This is a genomic window from Patescibacteria group bacterium (assembly GCA_018819405.1).
Lineage (GTDB): Bacteria > Patescibacteriota > Patescibacteriia > UBA1558 > GWA2-36-10 > XYD1-37-29.
In genome coordinates, this window is the sequence record JAHJQF010000001.1 from 824,062 (window position 1) to 844,578 (window position 20,517).

Here is a 20,517-nt window from a genome sequence, read left to right on the forward strand (position 1 = left end):
CCACACGACATCCATAAATAAAATAGTACGGGATTTATCTTTTTTCAGCATTTTTTATGGCGTCCTCTCTGACGGCTTTAGTAATTTCATTTTCAATTTTATTCAATCGTACAAAAATTCTAAAGAGCATATAAAATATTACAACAATTGATATATAAACAACCAAATCTGCCCCTCTGCCTATACCCAAAACATTGGCCAAATAAGTAGTGGTATCAGGCTGCCAAAAAACGACTAATACTGCCAGCCAGAGCAAAAACCAAATAATAAAAGAAAAAAGTGATATTTTATTTTTTTGCTTTTGCACAAAAAGCTTAAACAAAATAACCAAGACAAATAAAGTAATTATGATTTGTAAGTAAATCATTTGCTTATTTTACTAAATAATAAATCTTTTATAATTCTCACCCCACCACCTAATCCTTGACCAAAGTCACGGTAAATCACAGTAACTGGTATCTCTCTGATACGCATACGATAAGCAAAAGACTTGGCGATAATTTCTGAGCAATGAGCATATTCGTCATTTTCTATCCTGATCTTCTGGGCAGTTGATTTGGTCATGGCTCGAAAACCATTTTGAGGATCAGATGATTTTACTCCCAAAAGGATTCTATTTACCAGTCTAGCCATTGGCATATAGATTTTCTCTTTGAGCCATGGCATCTGTGACTTTTTACCTAAAAATCTAGAGCCAAACACAATATCAGCTTGGCCGCCCAATAATGGATCAATTATATCTTTTATCTCTTCAGCCAAAAACTGACCATCACCATCGAAATGCACTATAATATCTGCTCCATTTCTGATGGCATATTGATTACCGGTTTCTAGGGCTGCCCCTTGTCCACGGTTTATTTTGTGCTTCAAAATATCTACTTTGTAATTTCTGACTATATCCAAAGTCTCATCTGTAGAGCCATCATCAACTACCACCAATTTATAAGGCAAAGCAGACAGGTCACTTAACACCTGTCCGATTCTTTTGGCTTCATTCCAAGTTGGTATAATGACAAAAATATTCACCCAATTCAAAATTAATTATCTTTTTTCTTTAAACCAACGATAGGTTATTTCTAATCCTTGATGCAAATCATAATTGGGCTGCCAGCTTATCTCTCGACTAGCCTTGGAATAATCCAAGCAACTCCTTCTCACCTCGCCCACTACCGGATCACTGTGTTTGACCGACACTTTTTCTTTGGCAATATTAGAAATAGTATCCACCAAATTCAGAATAGAAGTTTCTTGGCCGGTACCAATATTATAAATGCCTGTGACATTTTGATTTACCTTGAGCAAAGCATCTACGGCATCAGCTACATACATAAAATCTCTGGTTTGCTCTCCATCACCGAAAATATTCAAATCTTTTCCTTTGATAGCATTATCCAAAAATATAGCTATCACTCCGGCTTCACCATATGGATCTTGCCTTGGTCCGTAAATATTTGACAGCCTAACTGCTGACCACTTTATTTTTTCCTGACCTAAAATAGCCAGATATTTTTCAAAAGTCAGTTTATTTAATATATATGGAGAAAGAGCCTGTTCTGGCCCAGTTTCAGTGGTAGGCAACTGATCAGTGTCACCATATATACCACAGGTTGAGACAAAGACAAAATGTTTTACTTTGTGCTTTATTGCTTGATCCAAAATATTTAGAGAGCCCAATATATTGATGCTGGCATCAAGCATTGGATTTTCCAAAGAAGTACGCACATTTTTTTGAGCAGCCAGATGATATATTATATCTGGCATAAAATCAGCTACAATATTACCCAATTTTTCATCCCGTACATCAAACTGGACAAATCTAGCGTGTGGATTTATATATTCTTTTTTGCCAGTACTCAAATCATCCACCACCAATACCTGATGTTCGTCTTTAACCAAACTATCTACCAAATGTGAGCCAATAAACCCCGCACCGCCTGTGACCAATATTTTCATAAATTTTTAATTATTCTTCTATTTTTCCTTCAAATACAGGGCGATGCAAAAATGCCGTAGCCTTGTAATAATCAATAGCTTCTTTGAGCCCGTCTTCTATTGATACCAGAGGAAACCAATTTAATTCTTCTTTGGCCTTACTAATATCTGGTATAGCTGGCTGCATGGTATAGGCATATTTATTGGTATAAGTTATAGAAGAACTTGAGCCTACTAAATCAATAACTTTTTTGGCAACTTCTGTCATAGTGTATTGTTGTTCGGTTCCTAAGTTTATTGGTTCAGATATTTCTGAGACCATCAAAGCAATGAGCCCCTCTACAATATCTTTGACATAACAAAAGCTAATAACCGAATTTTCATCACCGGCAATCTCTACATCTTTGTTGTCAACTGCACTCCTAATAAAATCCGGCACTTGACGACCGCTGTGTTGGAGCATCCTTGGTCCATAGGTGGAAAATATCCTAGCAATACTGGTATTTAGTTGGTAAACATCCCGATAAGTGACAACCAGTGTTTCGGCAAATCTCTTACCTTCATTATAGCAAGCACGAGGACCCAAAAAATCTAGCAAACCATAATAGCTTTCTCTGACTGGTGTACCATCTTCGGGCGGCTTACCATAAACAGCTGAAGTGGAGGCTAATAAATATCTAGCCTTATATTTTCTGGCCATTTCTAAACTATTTACTACCACTACCGAATTGGCAATGGCTGTTTTGACAGGAAATTTTGTATAATCTTTCGGAGCAGTCGGACAAGCTAAATTGTAGATTTCCTGAAAACCCTGCACCTCGACTTTAAATTTGCCCAAACCAGGCTGAATAGAAAAATCTATTTGTTCTTCCAAATCGTGTCTGATAAATTCGAAATTTGGGTATTCCAAAAGTGAACGTATATTTTCTACATCTGATGATATAAAATTATCCACGCAGACAACATTGTCTCCCCTTCTAACCAGCTCTTCACAAAGGTGCGATCCAATAAAACCGGCTCCACCCAAAACCAAAATGTTTTTATTTTCAATAAATGGTTTCATAATATTTTTATCTTAATTGTATTTTCCAAACAAATTATTTAAATTAATTTTTATTATATCCATAAAAGTCTTGGGATAATCATGCCACTTCACCGTAGAATCAAAGTTATTTTCCCAAGTAATAGGCATTTCTTTTATTCTGAATTTATACTTTTTAGCTAAAAAAATCAACTCAAAGTCAAAGGAAAATCCTGAAATAGTCAGCTTTTCAAAAATAAACTTTAAATCTTTGCTAAAGAGCTTAAACCCACATTGGGTATCACCGATACTTTTGTGTATAAAAATCCGACTGACCAAATTGCCCAAACGCCCCAAAAATATCTTCAAAAAATTTTGTTTTATTTTTATATTAGAGTCTGCTAGGGCTCGAGAGGCAATCACCAAATCATATTCGGCTATTTGAGGCAAAAAAGAATCTAACTCTGATATTTGAGTGGAGTTGTCGGCATCCATAAACAGTATCAAATCTCCATGAGCTGCTTTTACTCCCTTGGCAACCGTATAACCCTTGCCGTGGTTCCTCAAATTTCTAATGATTCTAATCCCTTCAAAAGATTTTAAAATTTCCAAAGTACTATCACGAGAACAATCATCAACTACTATTATTTCAAAACTAGAAAAATTTTTTTCCAAATAATCTTTGACTTGAGAAATGGTAAGTAAAATTACCTTGGCTTCGTTGTAAGCCGGTATAACTACACTGATTTTCATTTTATCTGGCTAAAATATCAAAATTGTAACCGGTCTTGTCGTTTTCATTTCTGAGATAAACATTACTCTTTTCAGTACCGTCACTGTCATAAATACGAAGTAGTGCGGAGCTACCCCGACCAGGTAAGACCAATATCTCCGGCAGATTATCTCCCGAAATATCTTTGGCCAAAACTTTTACCCCACTAAACAAATATTTACTAAAAGATAAAAATTCACTCTTTAAGGTGCCCCTCATACTAAAAAGTTTTATCTGGGGAGGATACAACCTAGCTGGTGCGGTGACAATTTCCGGCCAATGATCTGCATTGACGTCACCAATAGAAATATTTACACCCGCTGTCATATCTTTGTCGTAGGCTAAAAAGCTAGCTTTTTGTCTATTTTCATAATTGAAAACTTTTATTTCAGGTATATAATTGCTAGCTGGTGCGGTGACAATCTCATCCTTTTCGTCGTTGTTGACATCGCCCAAAGCGACATTGACCCCACCGGCAAAAGCAGCATCATAAGCAAAAAATTCGTAAAGCAAATTACCTTGATAATCAAAAACTCTGATGTGTGGCCCGCCACCAGCCATAGGCGCAGTGACAATTTCTAGTGTTCCATTACCATCTACATCTCCGGTAGCAATATTTACTCCCCCTGTAAAGTTGGCATCATAAGCAAAAAATTCTGACTGAACATTACCATGAATATCAAAAACTCTGATATGTGGCCCGCCACCAGCCATAGGCGCAGTGACAATATTTTCCAGACCATCACCTGTTACATCTGATACCAGCACATTTACACCTCCTCGAAAACCAGCATTATAAGCTAAAAACCAACTTTCTAAATTGCCCTCAGTATCCATTATCAAGACTTCCGGCGGCAAACCTTTCAAAGGAGTAACTACAATTTTTATAGAATCATTATAATAATGATCAGCCAGATTAAGAGCAGCCCCTACATCGACTAAGCCGGCGCCCAAATCTATATGATGAAGTGGATTGGATTCGCGTAAATCTTGAGCACTAGCTAGAATAATACTATATATATCATAAGGCCTCAGATCAGGATACTGACTTTTTATCAAAGCTGCTGTTGCCGAAATAATCGGAGCAGCGACTGAAGTTCCACTCCAGCCTCCCTGATAGTTATGATAAAAATTTCTGTCTGAAGAATTATAATAAGTCGTAGAATAAAAATCTGTACCCGGAGCTGAAATATCAATACACTGTTCACCATAATTGGTAAATTCGGTCATCTGCTTATTTTCATCTACTGCCGCGACACCTAAAACACGGTTAACATCATCTATATCACAGACTGGATAACGAGGATCAATATCTAAGCTTATTCCAACACTTTCCTCGTTGCCAGAAGCCGCTACTATCATTACACCTTTATTGTAAGCATTAATGATAGAAGTATTGAGTGGCTCGCCCAAAAACTCGCCAACCAAACTAAGATTGATTATATCTGCACCATTTTCTACGGCATAATCAATGGCCTGAGACAAAACCAGAGTATTACCTACTCCTTTGGCATCCAAAATGCGAAGCGGCATAATCTTAGCATTTGGAGCAATACCTACTATACCGGTATTATTTATTCCGGCCGCAATAATTCCTGCCACCACGGTGCCATGATTTATAGCTGTGTAGTCATAATCTTTATCCAAAGTTGGCTCTGGATCGTTGTCAGAAGAAACAAAATCCCAGCCATGGACATCATCAATAAAGCTATTATTGTCATTGTCTATCCCATCACCAGGTATCTCACCCGGATTTATCCAGATATTATTTTTCAAATCAGGGTGCTCCAAATAAACACCTGAATCAAGAATTGCTACTACTACTTCTTTGTTAGTTTTTAGCTCATTAGACCAAGATGGGCCTATATTTATATAGTTCAAATATGATTGATAAACCAAGTTGGGGTCTGTTGGTGTATAATCTTGAGTAAAAGCTTGCACTGTGTTGGCCAAAAATAACAAAAATATGGCAAAAACAGCAATTTTTTTATTTGTTTTCACAAGTAAATTTTGATTAATTATTTTACCAAATTTAAAAATTTATGGTACTAAATATAGTAAAATATCACCATTTTTTTGAGTATTATTTTTACTATAATTTCTAAATTGGCTTACTAAATTATAACAGAATTCAAATGTAATAACAAGATGATTTTTGTATTTATAAAGTCAAAAAATACTAGATTATTTGATATTGACAAAATCATAAATATATGATATAAAAAATAGTCCCAAGTTGTCCTGAAACTCCCTACAACACACAACAGGAGGAAAATAATCGTGACAACTTCGAAGGTAAGACTGCTGCCACAGGGGCGGGTATTTCTGGAGGAGTTGATCCGACTCAGGATCAGCAAACGATACGACCTCGACGAAGTAGTCGAAAAGTTGAACGCCGCTATCAGCGGGCGCAAATTCAACGGCTGTTGGGCCTTCATCGAGTTCGGCATCGCCGCTACCGACCCCCAGGTGATCTGTCTGCAGTTCACGCAGGACGGACAACCGGGTACGTTCACGTTCTCACAAGAGAACATTGACAACATCCTGGCTGAATACTGACATACGTCAGCCAGACAACTATGGCAACATGCCAAAAAGGACCACGCTTCAGCGAGGTCCTTTTCTTATTTTAATTTTCTAAGCTGCCGCTTTCAAATTTTCTATTTCCCCTATAAAACTATCAATATCTAATAACTCCATTTTTCTTTTTATCTCCGCTTGCATAAAAGGAGTTTGTCCGGCAAAATCATCAGATTCTATATAAATATTCATTTGTTCTTTTATCTCTTTCAAAACCTTGAGAGTCCTGTTTATCTGTTCTCTTTCCCCTTTTGGCAAAACTTGAGATATAGGAGCTAATCCATCATTTCGTTGGGATTTGGCATATTGATTAGGACTCTGGCCAGCTTGTCTGGCTTTTTGAGCTCTGATTTCCAAAAGTTTTTGCATATAACTCATACCTGACAACTTGTCTATATAATCATCCAAATCTTCCTGAATAAAAACTCTAAAAATAGCGCCTGCCTCTGGATTTTCAGGAAAAAATCTAATCGGATCCTTAGTAATATGTCTTTTTTTATCAGAAAAAGATCTTTGAATACCAATTATTATTTTTTCTCCCTCTTCATCTCCTTGAGTGGATAAACTAGTAGAATCAAACTCCAATATTTCATCTATACCATCCAAATAATCCTGCCTTGGTCTTGCCTCCTTAGCTTCCAAACCATCAATACCCAAATCATTGATTATTTTTGTAAACACAGGGCTATGGTTACGTGCTGTTTCCTGCTGAAGATTATCATACGAAGCCCCTTCATGAGTAAATTTCTGGTGTTGGCGTATAGAAGCTGCTGTGCGATTATCAACTGACTTTTGATGAAGATCTCTCAAAAGATCCTGTAGATTTTTATCCGGCTCCTCTTTTTTGGTTTTAAAAAACCAATCGTACTTTACCCCGATACGTTGTAAATACTCACCAAAAGTCATAGTCTGATTTTTGGCGGACAAGACTACTTCCACTTCATCATTTTCACGTGGAATAGCAGAAAATTCCCCCAATATACGTGGATGTACAACTTCATGAAAACGACCTTTTATATCATGAAAATTTATTGTCTCAAAGGTTTTTTCTTGTTCTTGGGCATTTATTTCTTGAGATTTCATTTCTAAAGTTTCCATATATAAATATTATATTTTTAAAACTATCCATACTATATTATGGATAGACAAAATATTCAAGTGCTATATTTTATTAATTAGCATTTCTAAATAAAGATCGGGCAAGATACCAATATTCTGAATGCCCTTTTTCTTTTTGGACATACCACCACTCCACTCCCCACAAATAAGCTTGCCTAAAATCTGTATTTATTGCAAATTGTAAGTTGGCTTCAAATTGCTCCACTGAAAAAGACTTGTTATATTCCTTGAAATCAAGATCAGCCAAAGTACCATTTGGTACCCATGGTTCAGTCTGAAGCTCGCTAATAATTGACGAATGCTTATTTATACCAAACAAATCAGCCTTAAAACCATAAAACCAGTCAGGAATTGGATACCTGACATATCTAAACCAGGGATTCCATACTACCCGATACATCGTAGTGGCAAATATATCAGCTAGCTGCCCTTCCTGACGCCAAGAGCTCAACTCGCCGGAGGCAGAGATAATGATTGGTCGGTCATCCAAACTTTTTACCAATTCTATTTCTTGTTTCAAAAACTGCTTATCACCTTTTGGGCATTTGCCAAACCAATCAAGCAAAGGTTCATTTTCTACTTGCCAAGCCACAATTTCCGGCCGGTCTTTGTATCTATTCACCAGCCTCTCAAGCAACAATAAAGTCTGCCCTTTGATATCATTTATTTCATCGTTGTTCAACCAGACCGGATTATGACATTCCGGCCAACGTGGCAAACGCCAGCCGATATTGGCGATAAACTTTACATTTCTTTTGGCGCCCTCATCAAATATATAATCATAATCATCAAAGACAAAGACACCCTCTTCTTTTTCTATCTGGTCCCAATATATAGGTATGCGTATATTTTTCACTTCCAAATCATCCAAAACTTCTACGTATACCTCTTTCCAGTCCAAACCCAGCTCAGTAGCAAATTTTGGTGAATAAGTCAGCCCCCAATAATTTTCTTTGGCCTCCAAATCAATCTTAGTCGGATAATGACTATCTATCTTAAAAGACCACAATAATATCAATATAATTACGAGTGGTATCCAATATCTTTTTTTTATTTTTATCTTTTTCATTATAAAAATTAAATAGCCATAAAGTATAAACCCAAAGCTATAAAAATAATGGCTAGCACTTTTTTGGACAGACGCCCATGACCATAATCTTCTTTTGCTATCTTAGGATAAAAAAATGTAAGCAGACCACTAAATAGCAACACCAAAGCATATTGTAAACCTTGTAGGGATGTCACCAGAGCTACAGAACCCAGAGCTACAGCATAATTTTGTAAAACAGAGCCCAACGCTCCCATACCCTGCGTACCTACATAAATAAATTTATTATTTTTTTGTTTATTTGATTTTTTTATTTCTGAAAATATTTCCTGCCGAGAAGATTGTTTTATAAGTAAAAATAAAACCGTCAAAAATGTACCGATTCTGACCCAGATAAATCCACTGACAAATTCTTGAGTATTATAAACTTGCTTGGTACCAACCCAAAAAAGAGCAAAAAATAAAGCGGCTATAATAGTAGAAAAAATACTCGGTAGTTGATATGGATCTAAAATATTTAAAAACTTTCTAATATTAAACCAAATATTATGATGAACCGAAGTCCTAGAAATTATTATAGTACCTGATATCAAAAATAAAATAGCCAGCCATTGATAATTGCTGAATTTTTCTGCAAACAAAAGTAGAGAAAATAACACTGTAAAAACCGGTACCATACCGCCTACCAAAGTAAAAATCCGACTGGCTTCACCACCTTTGAGACCACGGTACAAAAAAAACAAACCACCGGCAAAAAAAGATCCCACCAAACAGTCAAAGAAAAACAAACCCCAGCCCGGCCAAGTCAAAAACCAAGGTGCTAGCAAGACCACTGCTACTCCGGTAGCGCCCACCAAAAATGTATAAGTCTTCGGACCAGGTATGACATTTTCCAAAATAAATTTATCAGCCACATTGACCAAACCCAGTACAAAATAAGCTAAAATGGCAACTAGCAGCCAACTCATATATTATCTATTACTTCTTTTAAATTTCGCATCACTTTAGAATCATATTCCTGCCAACTGATAAAACTAGCCGCTTTGAGAGCACTGAGAGATTTACTGTCTTCATTTTGGTATTTGCGTGGATAATTATTTTCCAAATCCCCATTATCCAATACATAAATATCATACTGCTTAAGTGCTCGAATTAGTTCTGTATCATGTAAAGGCGCCAATTTTATATTCAGATCTCTCATCAAATCTCTAAGGTGCTGGGTTTTCATGACGTCACGATCCAAAACTACCATAAAAGGTATTTTAAAAGTAGTCAAAATATCTATATAAATTTGCATATTACCCTTGCCGTCAGTCTGGATTACTTTGACATCTTTGCTGCCCTGATAAAACTTATCTATCAAACCTCTAAAAAGCAAGCGATCTGATACTCCTTCTACTAAAATTACCTTATCCGTAAAAAACATCTCTAGATTATCGGCATTGAGCTCCTGGATAAGACGCTTATAATTGTAATGCCCCTCTATAGTAAAAGCTCTGGTATGATTATTATTATCTTTTTCTACTCTGACAAGTTGGGGTAAAGTGGCCGGAGTTATAAACAAGGGACTATGGGTAGAAAAAATTATCTGTCCAGCATTGGCATTTTGAATAGCCCAAAGTAATTTTTTTACCATAGCCGGATGAAGGTGAGTCTCCGGCTCATTTATCATTACCACTGAATATTTTGGATGAAAAATATAAAGCAAGATTGTAAAAATCTGCCGGAAACCGGAACCAAGTCTATCAATAGTGGCTTTTCTCTTGCCTTCAATAATACCCTCATTTTCATAACGAACATCCATGGCATTTTTGGTGGCTGATATTTTGGGAAAATGATGTTTAAGATAAGACCGAAAATTTTCCAGATTACTGGGGAAATTAAAAAGTGAATGATAATCCAATTCTATTTGCTGGTAGTCATGAAAATTAACATAGTCCAATCTCTTGACCTGTGAAGACAACAAAACAGACAAAGCTTTATTGTAAGTTATTTCTTTGTCAACAAATCTTAGATGTCGCTGACCGTTTTTTAAAATAAATCTAGCTGACTTTTCCGGAAATTGATTTTTGATTTGCTCATCGCTGTCAAACTCCAAATCAAGCTCTATATCAGCTTTGTCGTAAACAAGATTTTTATCCGTAAATGCCCCATCAAAAACAAACTCAATAGCATCTAAAATATTACTCTTACCACTATTATTTTGCCCAATAAAAATAGCCACCTGATTAAAATCTAAAATCATCGGCTCTTTGATGCTTTTATAATAATTGATGGTTATTTTTTTTATAGTCATACTACAAGAGGTGTACTTCGTCTATCTCACTTATTTTATTACGTAATACTATATTTTCTATATGATAGGTGCCCATTTTAGGAGCATCTAAAAATCCTTCCATAGCCGCTTCAGCCAGCCAGCCAGAGTTGAGCCAGTCAAACAGCCATTCATCCACATAATTTGGATCCATGCTGTCTACACCCGCCCCGATAGCCAACAACCAACCTCGATTGTACCTTTCCTGATAGCCAATCGGCTCAGTCATAATAATAGGCAATCCCAAAGCACTATAAAAAGTAAGCTCTGACGGTTTGGTCCACAAAATATCTGTCTTTCTCAAGAGTTTATTAAATATTTTAAAATAATCCATTTTGTCCTCAGCATAAATCAATTGGACATTTTCACAATTCCCTAGACCACAACTTTTGACTACACTCTGATAGTAAATATAAACATCATTTCTAACTCCGGCAATGAGGTTTAGCCTTATTTCTCCTGCTTTGAGGTATTTGTGTAGCCTTTTTAAAATAATTACTCCAATATCACGCTGAGCACCAGCTCCACCGACAGCAAAAGTAATACTCAATGGCCGTTTGGGATTTTTTATATTTTTGACAGGACCAAGATAATCTTCTATCAATTTGGCATATTTTTTTCTATAAATACCCCTAGGGTCAAGTTTAAATATTCTGGCGCTCAAATCACTACGAAGTATCTTTTGAGCGCTGCCACCGATATTTTCTTTTGGCAAGGGAAAACCTGTCACATAAATTTTTTCTGGACGCACACCATAGAGTTTTAATCTTTGCTTCACTCGCTTATTTGGAACCAAATATTTAATCCTACTTTTACCCGGATAAAAAGGTGCCCAAGCACGAGCCACATCAGCATCGCAAACTATCAAATATATATCTCCTTTGTAACCATGATGCTCCGCAAAGTAAGCTGGTACAAAAAAAGTAGTTAAAAATGGCAATGGCTTGTCATAATTTTTGGGAATACGCTGATTGAGCTCTTCCACCAAATGACGCCCCAGTCCACCTTTGACTTGATTGAAAAAATATTTTTGTTGCTGAGAATTTTTGGACAAATCCCTTTGTGGATAAAGCGGCTCTATTTTTTGAAAATTATCCATTATTTTAAAAGCCGTAGTGCCCAAAAATGGTACTTTTTTGAAACGAGATATTATTTCATACCATCTGCGTCCGCTGTTCCACTGTTTTTCCTCGCTTCTACTAATACCCTGATAATGATTGGCATTAGTAATACCACGATAAGCACTCTCCAAAAAAGGATAAGCCGCGCGCTGATGACCGTAGCCCATATCAACTGCCACTACGTGCATCAATTCTTTTTGTTTTGACATTTTTATTTTTATTTACTCTCCTACTAAAAAGATTCGTCTAATTTCTAATATTAGATATTTCTTTACCAGCTTTGCGGCGGTGTTTTTTCTTGGCTAATTTCTTTTTCTTATTCACTTTGTTAGACCTGTTAAAAATTAATTAAAAGGCGTTAAAAAATAGACTTCTAAGTAGCCCCTCTAAGGTTTATAGTATTATTATACCACAAATTACTATCATAAACCAAAAAATTATTTATCAGTTATCTTATTTAAAATATAAACAAAAATTAATCCATAAAAATAATATTCTAAACTTATAAAACGATTTACCATACCAGTATTAAAAACTTCCATGAATAAAAGAATTATCCATGTAAAAAATGCTATCTGAAAAAAATCATTTAAAATAAGATGTAAAGTTTTCATCCCATTAGACCCGTTAAAAATTAATTAAATAAGTATTTTTATATTTTAATTTATTTCTAAATTCAACAGAAATTATCTTTTAAGTATTATTTGCCAATTGTTTATTAGACTTACTACCGAAGTATCTGATATATTAGGTAAAGATAAAATAATCTCCAGTTGATTATTTTTTGTCAGAGCATCAGCTAGGGCAAAAGTCAAAGAAAAATTATTGTTGGCTATATTTTTCCATTGCCAAGATCCGTCTTTTTGGCGTAGACCAATATTTATTTCTGTCGCTTCATCAAAATAAAAACTACCCTCTATAGTCATCATATCAAAATCAACTGGTGTATAAATTTTCATATAAATTGGTTCGCCTAGGATATCAAAAGTTTGACCTTCCAAACGATCAAAAACTGGAGTCAATCTAGATTCCGGATACCAGCCTCTTATATCACGGCTAAGAGATTGCGAAAAATCCAAATGATATTTCAAATCACGCTTTGTATAAATCCCTTTATTCAATATAAACAAAAGTAAAAGAAGGGAAAAAATCAGCCAAATATAACGAAAAACCTTAACTATTGAATTTTTATCTAAAGTCATATATATATATTTTAGCAGAAACTTTACTATTTACCAAAGTATTTGCTAAAATAAAGTCAAGATTATGCTTAGTTTCAGTAGAATACAAAATATTTTTTCTCAACTTTTATTGGCTCTTGTTATATTGGGCAACGTTTTTTTATTCCACAATACTAAAATAGGCCTTATTTTTGGTCTATTTTATCTATGGCTAAACAGTAAAAAGATAGCCGATATGTATGCCTCCAATATCCACCAAGGCCTAAAAAATGTGATGGGGCTTTTGACTATCTTAGCTTATATATCACTTGTATACACCATGGCCTACCACTTGTGGCAAATAAACATTTATATCTGGCTATTTGTCTTCTTATCTATACCACTAGCTGTTGAGATACTTTCTTACTACCAAAATAGCCGACACTATTTTTTGACCAATACTAATTTTGGTTTTCTCAAAATCAGTCATATCAGAAAAACTATTTTACCTTTAGCTGTAATTGTTTTGGATATAATACTTGTTTCAGCTCTATTTAAAAAAGCCAGTCTGGGCATTATACGATCCCCTTGGGAGCTAGTTGGATTTAGATTTTGGTTGGTGTTTGCCCTTTCAAACTTCAGTTTGGCCGCCAGTATTATTGACCAAAAATCTTATAAAAATATAATACTTATTTGTTGGCATTTTTTCCTTATTTCTAGTATTGGAATTATTTTATATCCCCTAGGCTATGGCTATGACTCTTTTATACATCTAGCTGTTTTAGAAAATATCAACCAGACAGGCACTATAGAACCACGTCTTTTTCTTTATATTGGACAATATGCTTTGACATTTTTCCTTAGCAATATATTGCAAATATCTATTGCTACTGCCAACAAACTGTTGATGCCGGCTCTATTTAGTATTTTTTGGCCAACCAGTCTATATTATGGTTTACGATACGGATTTAACTGGTCATACAAAGCTAGCTACCTAGCAGTTTTATGGAGTCTATTTATTGGCTTCAACTTTGCTATCATGACCACTCCCCAATCTTTGACTTTTTTACTGCTGGCTATTTTTGTTTTCATACTGCCGGAAATAAACAAAAAGACTATTAGTCTCTATTTTACCCTGTTATTAAGTCTCATGGCTCTTACTATCCACCCCTTAGTGGGTATACCAATGCTTTTCTTTACGACTATTTTAGCTATCTGGAAATTAAAAAAACACAAAAAAACAAACCTTATATTAAAAGTCATTGCCTACGGATCATCAATTATGATATTGCCAGTTTTGTTTGCAATATATCAAAAAATAAATCAATTTAGCTGGCAGGAAATAATAAAGATAAACTGGTGGCCAATCATAAATCTACCTCGTATTTTTTGGTTTAAAAGCTATAGCTTTCCCCTTGATATGATCCACAATATTGGAGCCAACCAGTTTTGGATATACTCTCTGATAGTATTATTGGGCGTTTATGCCATATTCAGAGAAAACAAATATATTTTTTTCAAAAGACTCCTGATATTTTCCGGTCTTATATTGGCTAATTATCTACTAGCTTCCATATTTTTGTCTTTTAATCTACAAATTAGCTATCAAAAACATGACTACATCAACAGAATAGTATTTATGCTGGCTATTATGCTTTTACCTATATTTCTAACTGCTGTTTATTTTTGGTGGAGTTCTGTTTTGAAGAAAAACAAACTAAGCCAAAAAACTTTTATTGCTGTCTTAACTACTATGGTGATATCTGTCAGCACTTATTTTAGTTATCCTGTATATGACCAACATGCCAACAGCAAAAGTTTTAATATCACTTCTACTGACCTAAAAACTGTCCAGGCTATAGAAAATGATGCTCAAGGTCAAAACTATATAGTACTAGCCAATCAAATGTTAGGAGCAGCGGCTATATACCAATATGGTTTCCGAAATTACTATAATGAAAATTTTTATTATTCTATGCCGCTTGGTTCAGATAATATTTACCAAAATTTTCTCAATATGATAGAAAATGAGGCTAGCGTAGAAGAAGTGGTTATGGCGATGGATAAAGCCGGTGTGGATAAAGTTTATTTTGTAGTCAACAACTATTGGCACAGCGCCAAACAAGCCATTAAGCAGGCCGAAGAGACTGCTGACAAGAAATTATCTATAGATAATGGAATAAATACTGTGTTTATCTATAATCGCTAAAAAATATAGAAAACAAAAAAAGACTGTCCCACTATGGGAAGCCTTTTTTTGTTTTAAGCTTTAGATGCTTTAAAGTACAGCGTCTTTACAAGCCTTAGCTACACGGAATTTTACTACAGTTTTAGCTGGGATTCTGATAGTTTCGCCAGTAGCCGGATTGCGGCCGTCACGGGCAGCACGGTGTTTTTTTACTAGTTTACCCAAACCTGGGACAGTAAATTCACCACTTGTTTTGACCTCTTTGTAGGCTAACTCTCCTAATGTATCCATTAAACTGGTTACATCTTTTTTGCTTAGTCCAGTCTTTTCTGACAAGACATTAAACAATTGTGACTTGGTTAATTTTGCCATAAGCGTAATATTAACTTATTAATTATTATTTTTCATCAATAAATATAGCACATTTAAAAAAGTTTGTGAATATTTGTCAATAAAAATGGGGGAAAACTTATACACAGTTACAAAAATTTGTCAAATTACTGGGTTTTTTGCTTTTTATTTTTATTTCAAAGAAAGGCCCCGGAGTCAAAAAGACTACGGGGCCATCACCATCATCAATAACAGAGAGAAGTGCCAATTCAGATCAGGTTGGCAATGTTGTAGCTGCACTTGCGTCTGTGCTGACCATCTGTGCATTTGCACTCCTGGCAGATGTCTCGTCTCGTATCTGCTGCCTGACGCTCCTCCTGAGTAACAGTAGTGTCCTCACGCTTGTCGCTCATATTGTACCTTCTTTCGTTGGACATCAGCCTACCTCCTAAATATTTGCCGCATCCACAGATACCGCAGCGATTTTTGCTGCTTCCAGCTCCTCTTGTCTGAGTTTTTTGAGCCTCTCCAGGCAAGAAATTGGCGTGCAAAATTCCTGCCCGCAAAAATTACAACGCCATTTCCCTTTTGGCAGATTTCGATTGCCTTGGCAATCGTCCCCAGCTTCTGCTTCCTTGGACAAATCAGTCATCCTCCTTGATTGTTCTCCGACTAACAGCCGAAGGTAGTGGGAAAGTAGCTGTCAAACAGCTCGTCGTCGCTGGCGTCATAGCCGAAAAAATTGTTGCTCATTGTCAGAACTCCTCTGTTTGATGGTTAGTGACTTGTGGTGGAATGTACACTTCTAAAACACCAAAAAAGCCGCCTTATTGGCGACCTGCATTTTTTGATGTTTAGAAGTTAAATAATTACTACTAGCAAAAAAGCAATCGCCTAAGGCGTCAACAAAATAATGCTAATAATGATAATCAAACTTCTAAACATATATTTATATAAATAATAATATCACCACTAAAAAAGACTGTCAATATTTAGATGCGGCTGGTTTTCCTTTGGAAAACCAGCCGCCAAAGCACTGCTAACCGCGCCAAAATCCCAGGGCAGGAGTATTGAGAATATTCTCGTTGGAAACCCCCAACACTGGATCTCCAGACTCAACATCTAAGCTGGCCTGGCACTCGTGTTCTGCACAAGCATCAATAATGCTCCACCCTTTCTGGTAGCGAACCGTTGCCGGACGACTGACGCCCGATTGATCACAGATTGTACAGACTCCCTCTCCTGACCTAAGAGCCAGCCTCTTAGCCATGTCAACACCTCCGTGATTGTAATGATAGAGCTCATCTTGGAGCTCCCCCAGTTTTATCAGAGATTTCCTCCTATCCTAGTTTAGTAGTCAATAGTATCAAAACCCATCCCCCTTTATCTGCCCGTTAGGCAAACTGGAATTGGAGACAATTTCCTGAGCAACTGTCGGCGCCTCTTTATCCGTATTTTCCAGATACAGACACTGATCATAGCGGCCACGCAGACAGTTTCGACAATAGCAGATTTCCATAAATCCGCCGCTGGGATGTGGGATTTTCTGACGCATGACCACCCTCCTTTGTGCACTAAGTGCGGTTGAATGCTTATGTCAATGAACTCTATCAAAAAAGGCCGCTGTTAGGCGACCTTTATTTTGTATAATTTATAAATTTTGAAATATATGATTACACAAAACTAGGTCGTCTGAGCGTCCAAAATAAATGAAATGCGAATATAGGTGTGATTTAGTTTTGTGAAATTTATTATCATATTGAATTTAGCTTATCATAGCTTAAAATATCTTGTCAAATGTTTTTTAATTTTTAACATCAAAATCCAAGAAAAAACCATAATGAGCTCTTTTTCTAAATTGAGGGCTCCTCAAATTCAACTTTTCTATAATACCTTTAGGGGACAAATCATAACCTTCTATTTCTATGGACTTGCCGTCAACTAAAGCTGTGGCCATGACTGGTTGTGGGTGTCCGATGGCATAAGCTAATTTTACCAAGACCTCTTTGGCATTATATTTTTTGAGATACTCTACTGCCAAATAACGAGCCATATAAGCGGCGGATCTATCTACTTTGGTGGAATCTTTACCTGAAAAACAACCTCCACCAACTGGGATTTGAGGGCCATAGTTGTCAGCGGTTATTTTCCTACCGGTCAAGCCAGTATCAGCTTCAAAACCTCCTTGGACAAAAGGGCCAGCCGGATTGATAAATATATTTTTGTATTCTGGGATTATAGGTTTTACTACTTCTTCTTCTATTAATTGTTTTAGTTTTTCAAAATCAACATCAGCCTTGTGTTGAGTGGAAACTACTACTGTATCCACTACTTGATTGTCATTTAAAGTGACCTGAGCTTTAGCATCAGGCATAAGATATTGAGATAATTCTGTTTTAGCTTCATTGCGAATTTCTTCTAGTTTTCTGACTAGTTTTGTGGCTAAAACATGTTCTATAGGCAACATTTCAGGAGTTTCACTGGTAGCATAGCCGACCATAATACCCTGATCACCTGCTCCACCGGTATCAACACCACGAGCAATATCTGGACTTTGTTTTACTATATTTACCAATATCTCTAATTCTTCTTTATAACCTATATCTTTATATACATCTCTGGCAATTTGAGCGGCATCAAATTTGGCAGTTGTAGTCACTTCTCCCATTATGACTAATTTTCCATGACCACCTAAAGCCTCCACTGCTACCCGACTAGTAGGATCTTGACGCAAACATTCATCTAAAATAGCGTCCGATATTTGATCACATACTTTATCAGGATGTCCATAAGTAATTTGTTCTGCAGTTTTCAACATTTTTGTATAATTAAATTATTAATTAAAAAACTCTCTTTTTATTATAGAGAGTAGATTCGTCATCTTTCCCTCCAAATAGGGTTGGACTTAGCACCTTTCTAAAAGTAGGTTGCTGACGGATCATAGAGCCAAATCTCTCCCCGTTCTCTTGATAATTTATATTAAATTTTACTACAAGTAGTATAAGGCATTTTGCTAAAAATGGCAAATATGACTATAATATAATTATAAAAAGTAAAAAATAAAATATGTTTCATGAACATTATTCAAGAAGTCTACTAAAATCAATTACCTGGTTTATTTTGGCTTTTATAATTACTTTCGTTATCTTGTCTATATTGAATCAAGATTGGCGTACTGGCTTATGGGAGGCTATTTTTGTACAAATATTAAAAGCTCTTTTCTATTATATACACGAAAGGATGTGGAATAAAACAAATTATGGACAAAAATTAAAAAAACCATCCCTAGTAATAAAATAAAAGTGCAGCTGTCAATTTTACAAAAGTTTATCCTCATTAAAACTTGGGAAAATAAAAAAAATACAATTTCCCGACAAATTTTTGATTCGTTTTATAGTTCTAAAAAAAATCCACCAGCTGCCAAGATAAGAGCCAATATTATTACCAAGAGTATTGAAAGATTGATTGATCGCGGATTACTAATAGGACTCGGCGAAAAAACCCAACACAAATTGTTTATCAACCAAGTCAGACTTACTCCAAAAGGAAAAAAAACGACCATCTCTCTCCTAGATCGTCAAGCTCAATTTCCTTTTATTAAAAAAATAAATAAAAAATAATTTACTCAATAACTATTTTTGTACCAACCTGGGACCACCAATATAGGGGTTCCATGTTTTCGTAGGCTACATTGACACAACCATGGCTCATCGGGTGACCAAAATTGTTGTGCCAATAAGCTCCGTGGATATAATATCCGTAGATACGCTTGGTAAAAAGCAAATTCCATTTGGTATTGGGATAATCATAGCCTATACCTCCATAATGTTTGGTGGGAAATTTTTGCATAACCTCAAAATCTCCAACTGGAGTATCCATCCCTCTTACTCCGGACGATATCTTAAATGAATCCATCATCTTATCACCAAAATAATAAGATAGACTTTGGTCTTTTATATTTACTTTGATAAGCTTCTCTATCTGTATTGGACGCATATCTAAAGGATCGTAAGCGTTGAGTACTTCCTGTCCATCACTATAGCCGTCATGGTCAGTATCAGTGTCCATCAAATCAGTGCCCAATAAAAGCTCCCAATTATCATTGAGATTATCACCATCTGAGTCAATCTGCATCAAACGAGCGCCATCGCCTTTGAGAGGCGAATAACCATACTTTATCTCTTCACCGTCAGAAAAACCATCTCCATCAGTATCTGGATTTTTGTGATCAGTATAATATATCTGGATTTCATATAAATCATTTAAACCATCACCGTCACTATCCGCCAAAACTTGAGCCAAACATAAACCAGGAAAAAATAAAAAAAGGCCAGCTGTAAATATAAATACTTTTATATTCATAATTAAATTATAACATATTTTACAGATAAATATAATAAATATTGACTAAAGGTGGTTTTTAGGTTACATTATTTAAATAATCTCGGCCCTTTTCATTTGCAACATAGAAAGGAGGTTTTGACAGTTCAAGGATGAACGCTAGCTCTTGAAGCTAGCACAAAACAAACCCTAGGAACAGGAGTTCCAAAATGCAAGCAAGTGCTGCTATTTTCAATCAGCTCCTCGACACGCTGGGAGTGCCGAGCCGACAGAGGCCGCTCAACAATGAGCAGGCCGAAAGACTCGGTATGCAACTGGTCCACGTCTGGCAAAAAAACAGCAAACTGCTGGCAGCTGCCCATCGCAACTTGCCAGCAAGTCGCCACGAAGCTGGGCGCTTGGCTCGGATGAATGGTGACCATTGTCACCATTTGGCAACAGCCATGGTCGCCAAGATGGACCAGATCGCTCCCGACAACGATCCGATACTCTCCTCAGTCGTGAGGTCTCTCAACGAATCACTTGCTCACAATCAGGCCTCGGCCTGATTCTCGCCAACTCCTTTCGACCCCGTCGCGCAAACTTGTACGA

The 20,517-nt window shown here is 36.1% G+C and carries 22 protein-coding genes and 1 riboswitch; of the genes, 5 read left to right on the plus strand and 17 right to left on the minus strand.

What is annotated here, in order from left to right; genetic code table 11:
- Nucleotides 1–34 precede the first annotated feature (34 nt).
- Genes KKH39_04260 through KKH39_04285 form a run of 6 tightly spaced genes read right to left on the minus strand, consistent with a single transcriptional unit; the run spans nt 35 to nt 5,726 of the window.
- Nucleotides 35–367: a DUF2304 domain-containing protein gene (locus tag KKH39_04260; GenBank protein MBU1203224.1), complete on the minus strand. Its 333-nt coding sequence runs from the start codon at nt 365–367 to the stop codon at nt 35–37.
- Nucleotides 364–1,026, minus strand: a complete 663-nt coding sequence (locus KKH39_04265) for a glycosyltransferase family 2 protein (protein ID MBU1203225.1) — start codon at nt 1,024–1,026, stop codon at nt 364–366. The genes KKH39_04260 and KKH39_04265 overlap by 4 nt, the downstream gene beginning before the upstream one ends.
- Nucleotides 1,027–1,041: 15 nt before the next feature.
- Complete coding sequence (locus KKH39_04270; GenBank protein ID MBU1203226.1) at nt 1,042–1,953, minus strand: NAD-dependent epimerase/dehydratase family protein; 912 nt, start codon at nt 1,951–1,953, stop codon at nt 1,042–1,044.
- Nucleotides 1,954–1,963: 10 nt separating this feature from the next.
- A complete protein-coding gene (locus KKH39_04275; GenBank protein ID MBU1203227.1) occupies nt 1,964–2,995 on the minus strand; it encodes a GDP-mannose 4,6-dehydratase in 1,032 nt (343 codons plus the stop codon).
- A gap of 12 nt (nt 2,996–3,007) precedes the next feature.
- The gene (locus KKH39_04280; GenBank protein ID MBU1203228.1) at nt 3,008–3,706 is read right to left on the minus strand and encodes a glycosyltransferase family 2 protein; all 699 of its coding nucleotides are present in this window, start codon (nt 3,704–3,706) and stop codon (nt 3,008–3,010) included.
- Between the two features lies 1 nt (nt 3,707).
- On the minus strand, nt 3,708–5,726 hold the full coding sequence (locus KKH39_04285) for a S8 family serine peptidase (GenBank protein ID MBU1203229.1): 2,019 nt from the start codon (nt 5,724–5,726) through the stop codon (nt 3,708–3,710).
- 279 nt (nt 5,727–6,005) lie between these two features.
- Between KKH39_04285 and KKH39_04290 the strand changes: the two genes are divergently transcribed.
- Nucleotides 6,006–6,284: a hypothetical protein gene (locus KKH39_04290; protein ID MBU1203230.1), complete on the plus strand. Its 279-nt coding sequence runs from the start codon at nt 6,006–6,008 to the stop codon at nt 6,282–6,284.
- A 78-nt stretch (nt 6,285–6,362) separates the two neighbouring features.
- On the opposite strand, the gene KKH39_04295 is transcribed toward KKH39_04290, so the two are convergent.
- From KKH39_04295 to KKH39_04320, 6 genes are all read right to left on the minus strand, one after another.
- Entirely contained in the window at nt 6,363–7,403 is a 1,041-nt protein-coding gene (locus tag KKH39_04295) for a hypothetical protein (GenBank protein ID MBU1203231.1), read from the minus strand.
- 73 nt (nt 7,404–7,476) lie between these two features.
- Nucleotides 7,477–8,493 carry a hypothetical protein gene (locus tag KKH39_04300; protein MBU1203232.1) on the minus strand — a complete coding sequence of 339 codons (1,017 nt, stop codon included), beginning with the start codon at nt 8,491–8,493 and terminating at the stop codon, nt 7,477–7,479.
- 8 nt (nt 8,494–8,501) lie between these two features.
- Nucleotides 8,502–9,440, minus strand: a complete 939-nt coding sequence (locus KKH39_04305) for an EamA family transporter (GenBank protein MBU1203233.1) — start codon at nt 9,438–9,440, stop codon at nt 8,502–8,504.
- A complete protein-coding gene (locus KKH39_04310; GenBank protein MBU1203234.1) occupies nt 9,437–10,768 on the minus strand; it encodes an AAA family ATPase in 1,332 nt (443 codons plus the stop codon). Before KKH39_04310 ends, KKH39_04305 begins: the two co-directional genes overlap by 4 nt.
- 1 nt (nt 10,769) lies before the next feature.
- Nucleotides 10,770–12,116 (minus strand): hypothetical protein, encoded by a 1,347-nt coding sequence (locus KKH39_04315; GenBank protein ID MBU1203235.1) that lies wholly within the window; start codon nt 12,114–12,116, stop codon nt 10,770–10,772.
- A 477-nt stretch (nt 12,117–12,593) separates the two neighbouring features.
- Nucleotides 12,594–13,109 (minus strand): hypothetical protein, encoded by a 516-nt coding sequence (locus KKH39_04320; protein MBU1203236.1) that lies wholly within the window; start codon nt 13,107–13,109, stop codon nt 12,594–12,596.
- A gap of 64 nt (nt 13,110–13,173) precedes the next feature.
- On the opposite strand from KKH39_04320, the gene KKH39_04325 reads away from it, so the two are divergent.
- A complete protein-coding gene (locus tag KKH39_04325; protein ID MBU1203237.1) occupies nt 13,174–15,276 on the plus strand; it encodes a hypothetical protein in 2,103 nt (700 codons plus the stop codon).
- A 69-nt stretch (nt 15,277–15,345) separates the two neighbouring features.
- Here the strand turns inward: KKH39_04325 and KKH39_04330 are convergent, their stop codons facing one another.
- The 4 genes from KKH39_04330 to metK all read right to left on the minus strand — a co-directional run bounded on the left by KKH39_04330 (nt 15,346) and on the right by metK (nt 18,403).
- On the minus strand, nt 15,346–15,627 hold the full coding sequence (locus KKH39_04330; GenBank protein ID MBU1203238.1) for an HU family DNA-binding protein: 282 nt from the start codon (nt 15,625–15,627) through the stop codon (nt 15,346–15,348).
- Between the two features lie 406 nt (nt 15,628–16,033).
- Nucleotides 16,034–16,237: a hypothetical protein gene (locus KKH39_04335; protein ID MBU1203239.1), complete on the minus strand. Its 204-nt coding sequence runs from the start codon at nt 16,235–16,237 to the stop codon at nt 16,034–16,036.
- A 714-nt stretch (nt 16,238–16,951) separates the two neighbouring features.
- Nucleotides 16,952–17,140, minus strand: coding sequence for a hypothetical protein (locus tag KKH39_04340; GenBank protein MBU1203240.1), 189 nt, complete (start codon nt 17,138–17,140; stop codon nt 16,952–16,954).
- A gap of 249 nt (nt 17,141–17,389) precedes the next feature.
- Nucleotides 17,390–18,403, minus strand: a complete 1,014-nt coding sequence (metK, locus tag KKH39_04345; GenBank protein MBU1203241.1) for a methionine adenosyltransferase — start codon at nt 18,401–18,403, stop codon at nt 17,390–17,392.
- A 56-nt stretch (nt 18,404–18,459) separates the two neighbouring features.
- A riboswitch (SAM riboswitch) is annotated at nt 18,460–18,561 on the minus strand.
- Nucleotides 18,562–18,651: 90 nt separating this feature from the next.
- Between metK and KKH39_04350 the strand changes: the two genes are divergently transcribed.
- Both KKH39_04350 and KKH39_04355 read left to right on the plus strand, forming a co-directional pair.
- A complete protein-coding gene (locus KKH39_04350; GenBank protein ID MBU1203242.1) occupies nt 18,652–18,885 on the plus strand; it encodes a DUF2061 domain-containing protein in 234 nt (77 codons plus the stop codon).
- 2 nt (nt 18,886–18,887) lie between these two features.
- Complete coding sequence (locus KKH39_04355; protein ID MBU1203243.1) at nt 18,888–19,205, plus strand: hypothetical protein; 318 nt, start codon at nt 18,888–18,890, stop codon at nt 19,203–19,205.
- Between the two features lies 1 nt (nt 19,206).
- Here KKH39_04355 and KKH39_04360 read toward each other — a convergent pair whose 3' ends face one another.
- Nucleotides 19,207–19,947, minus strand: coding sequence for a L,D-transpeptidase (locus KKH39_04360; GenBank protein MBU1203244.1), 741 nt, complete (start codon nt 19,945–19,947; stop codon nt 19,207–19,209).
- 188 nt (nt 19,948–20,135) lie between these two features.
- Here KKH39_04360 and KKH39_04365 point away from each other — a divergent pair, with 188 nt between their 5' ends.
- Entirely contained in the window at nt 20,136–20,474 is a 339-nt protein-coding gene (locus tag KKH39_04365) for a hypothetical protein (protein MBU1203245.1), read from the plus strand.
- Nucleotides 20,475–20,517 lie beyond the last annotated feature (43 nt).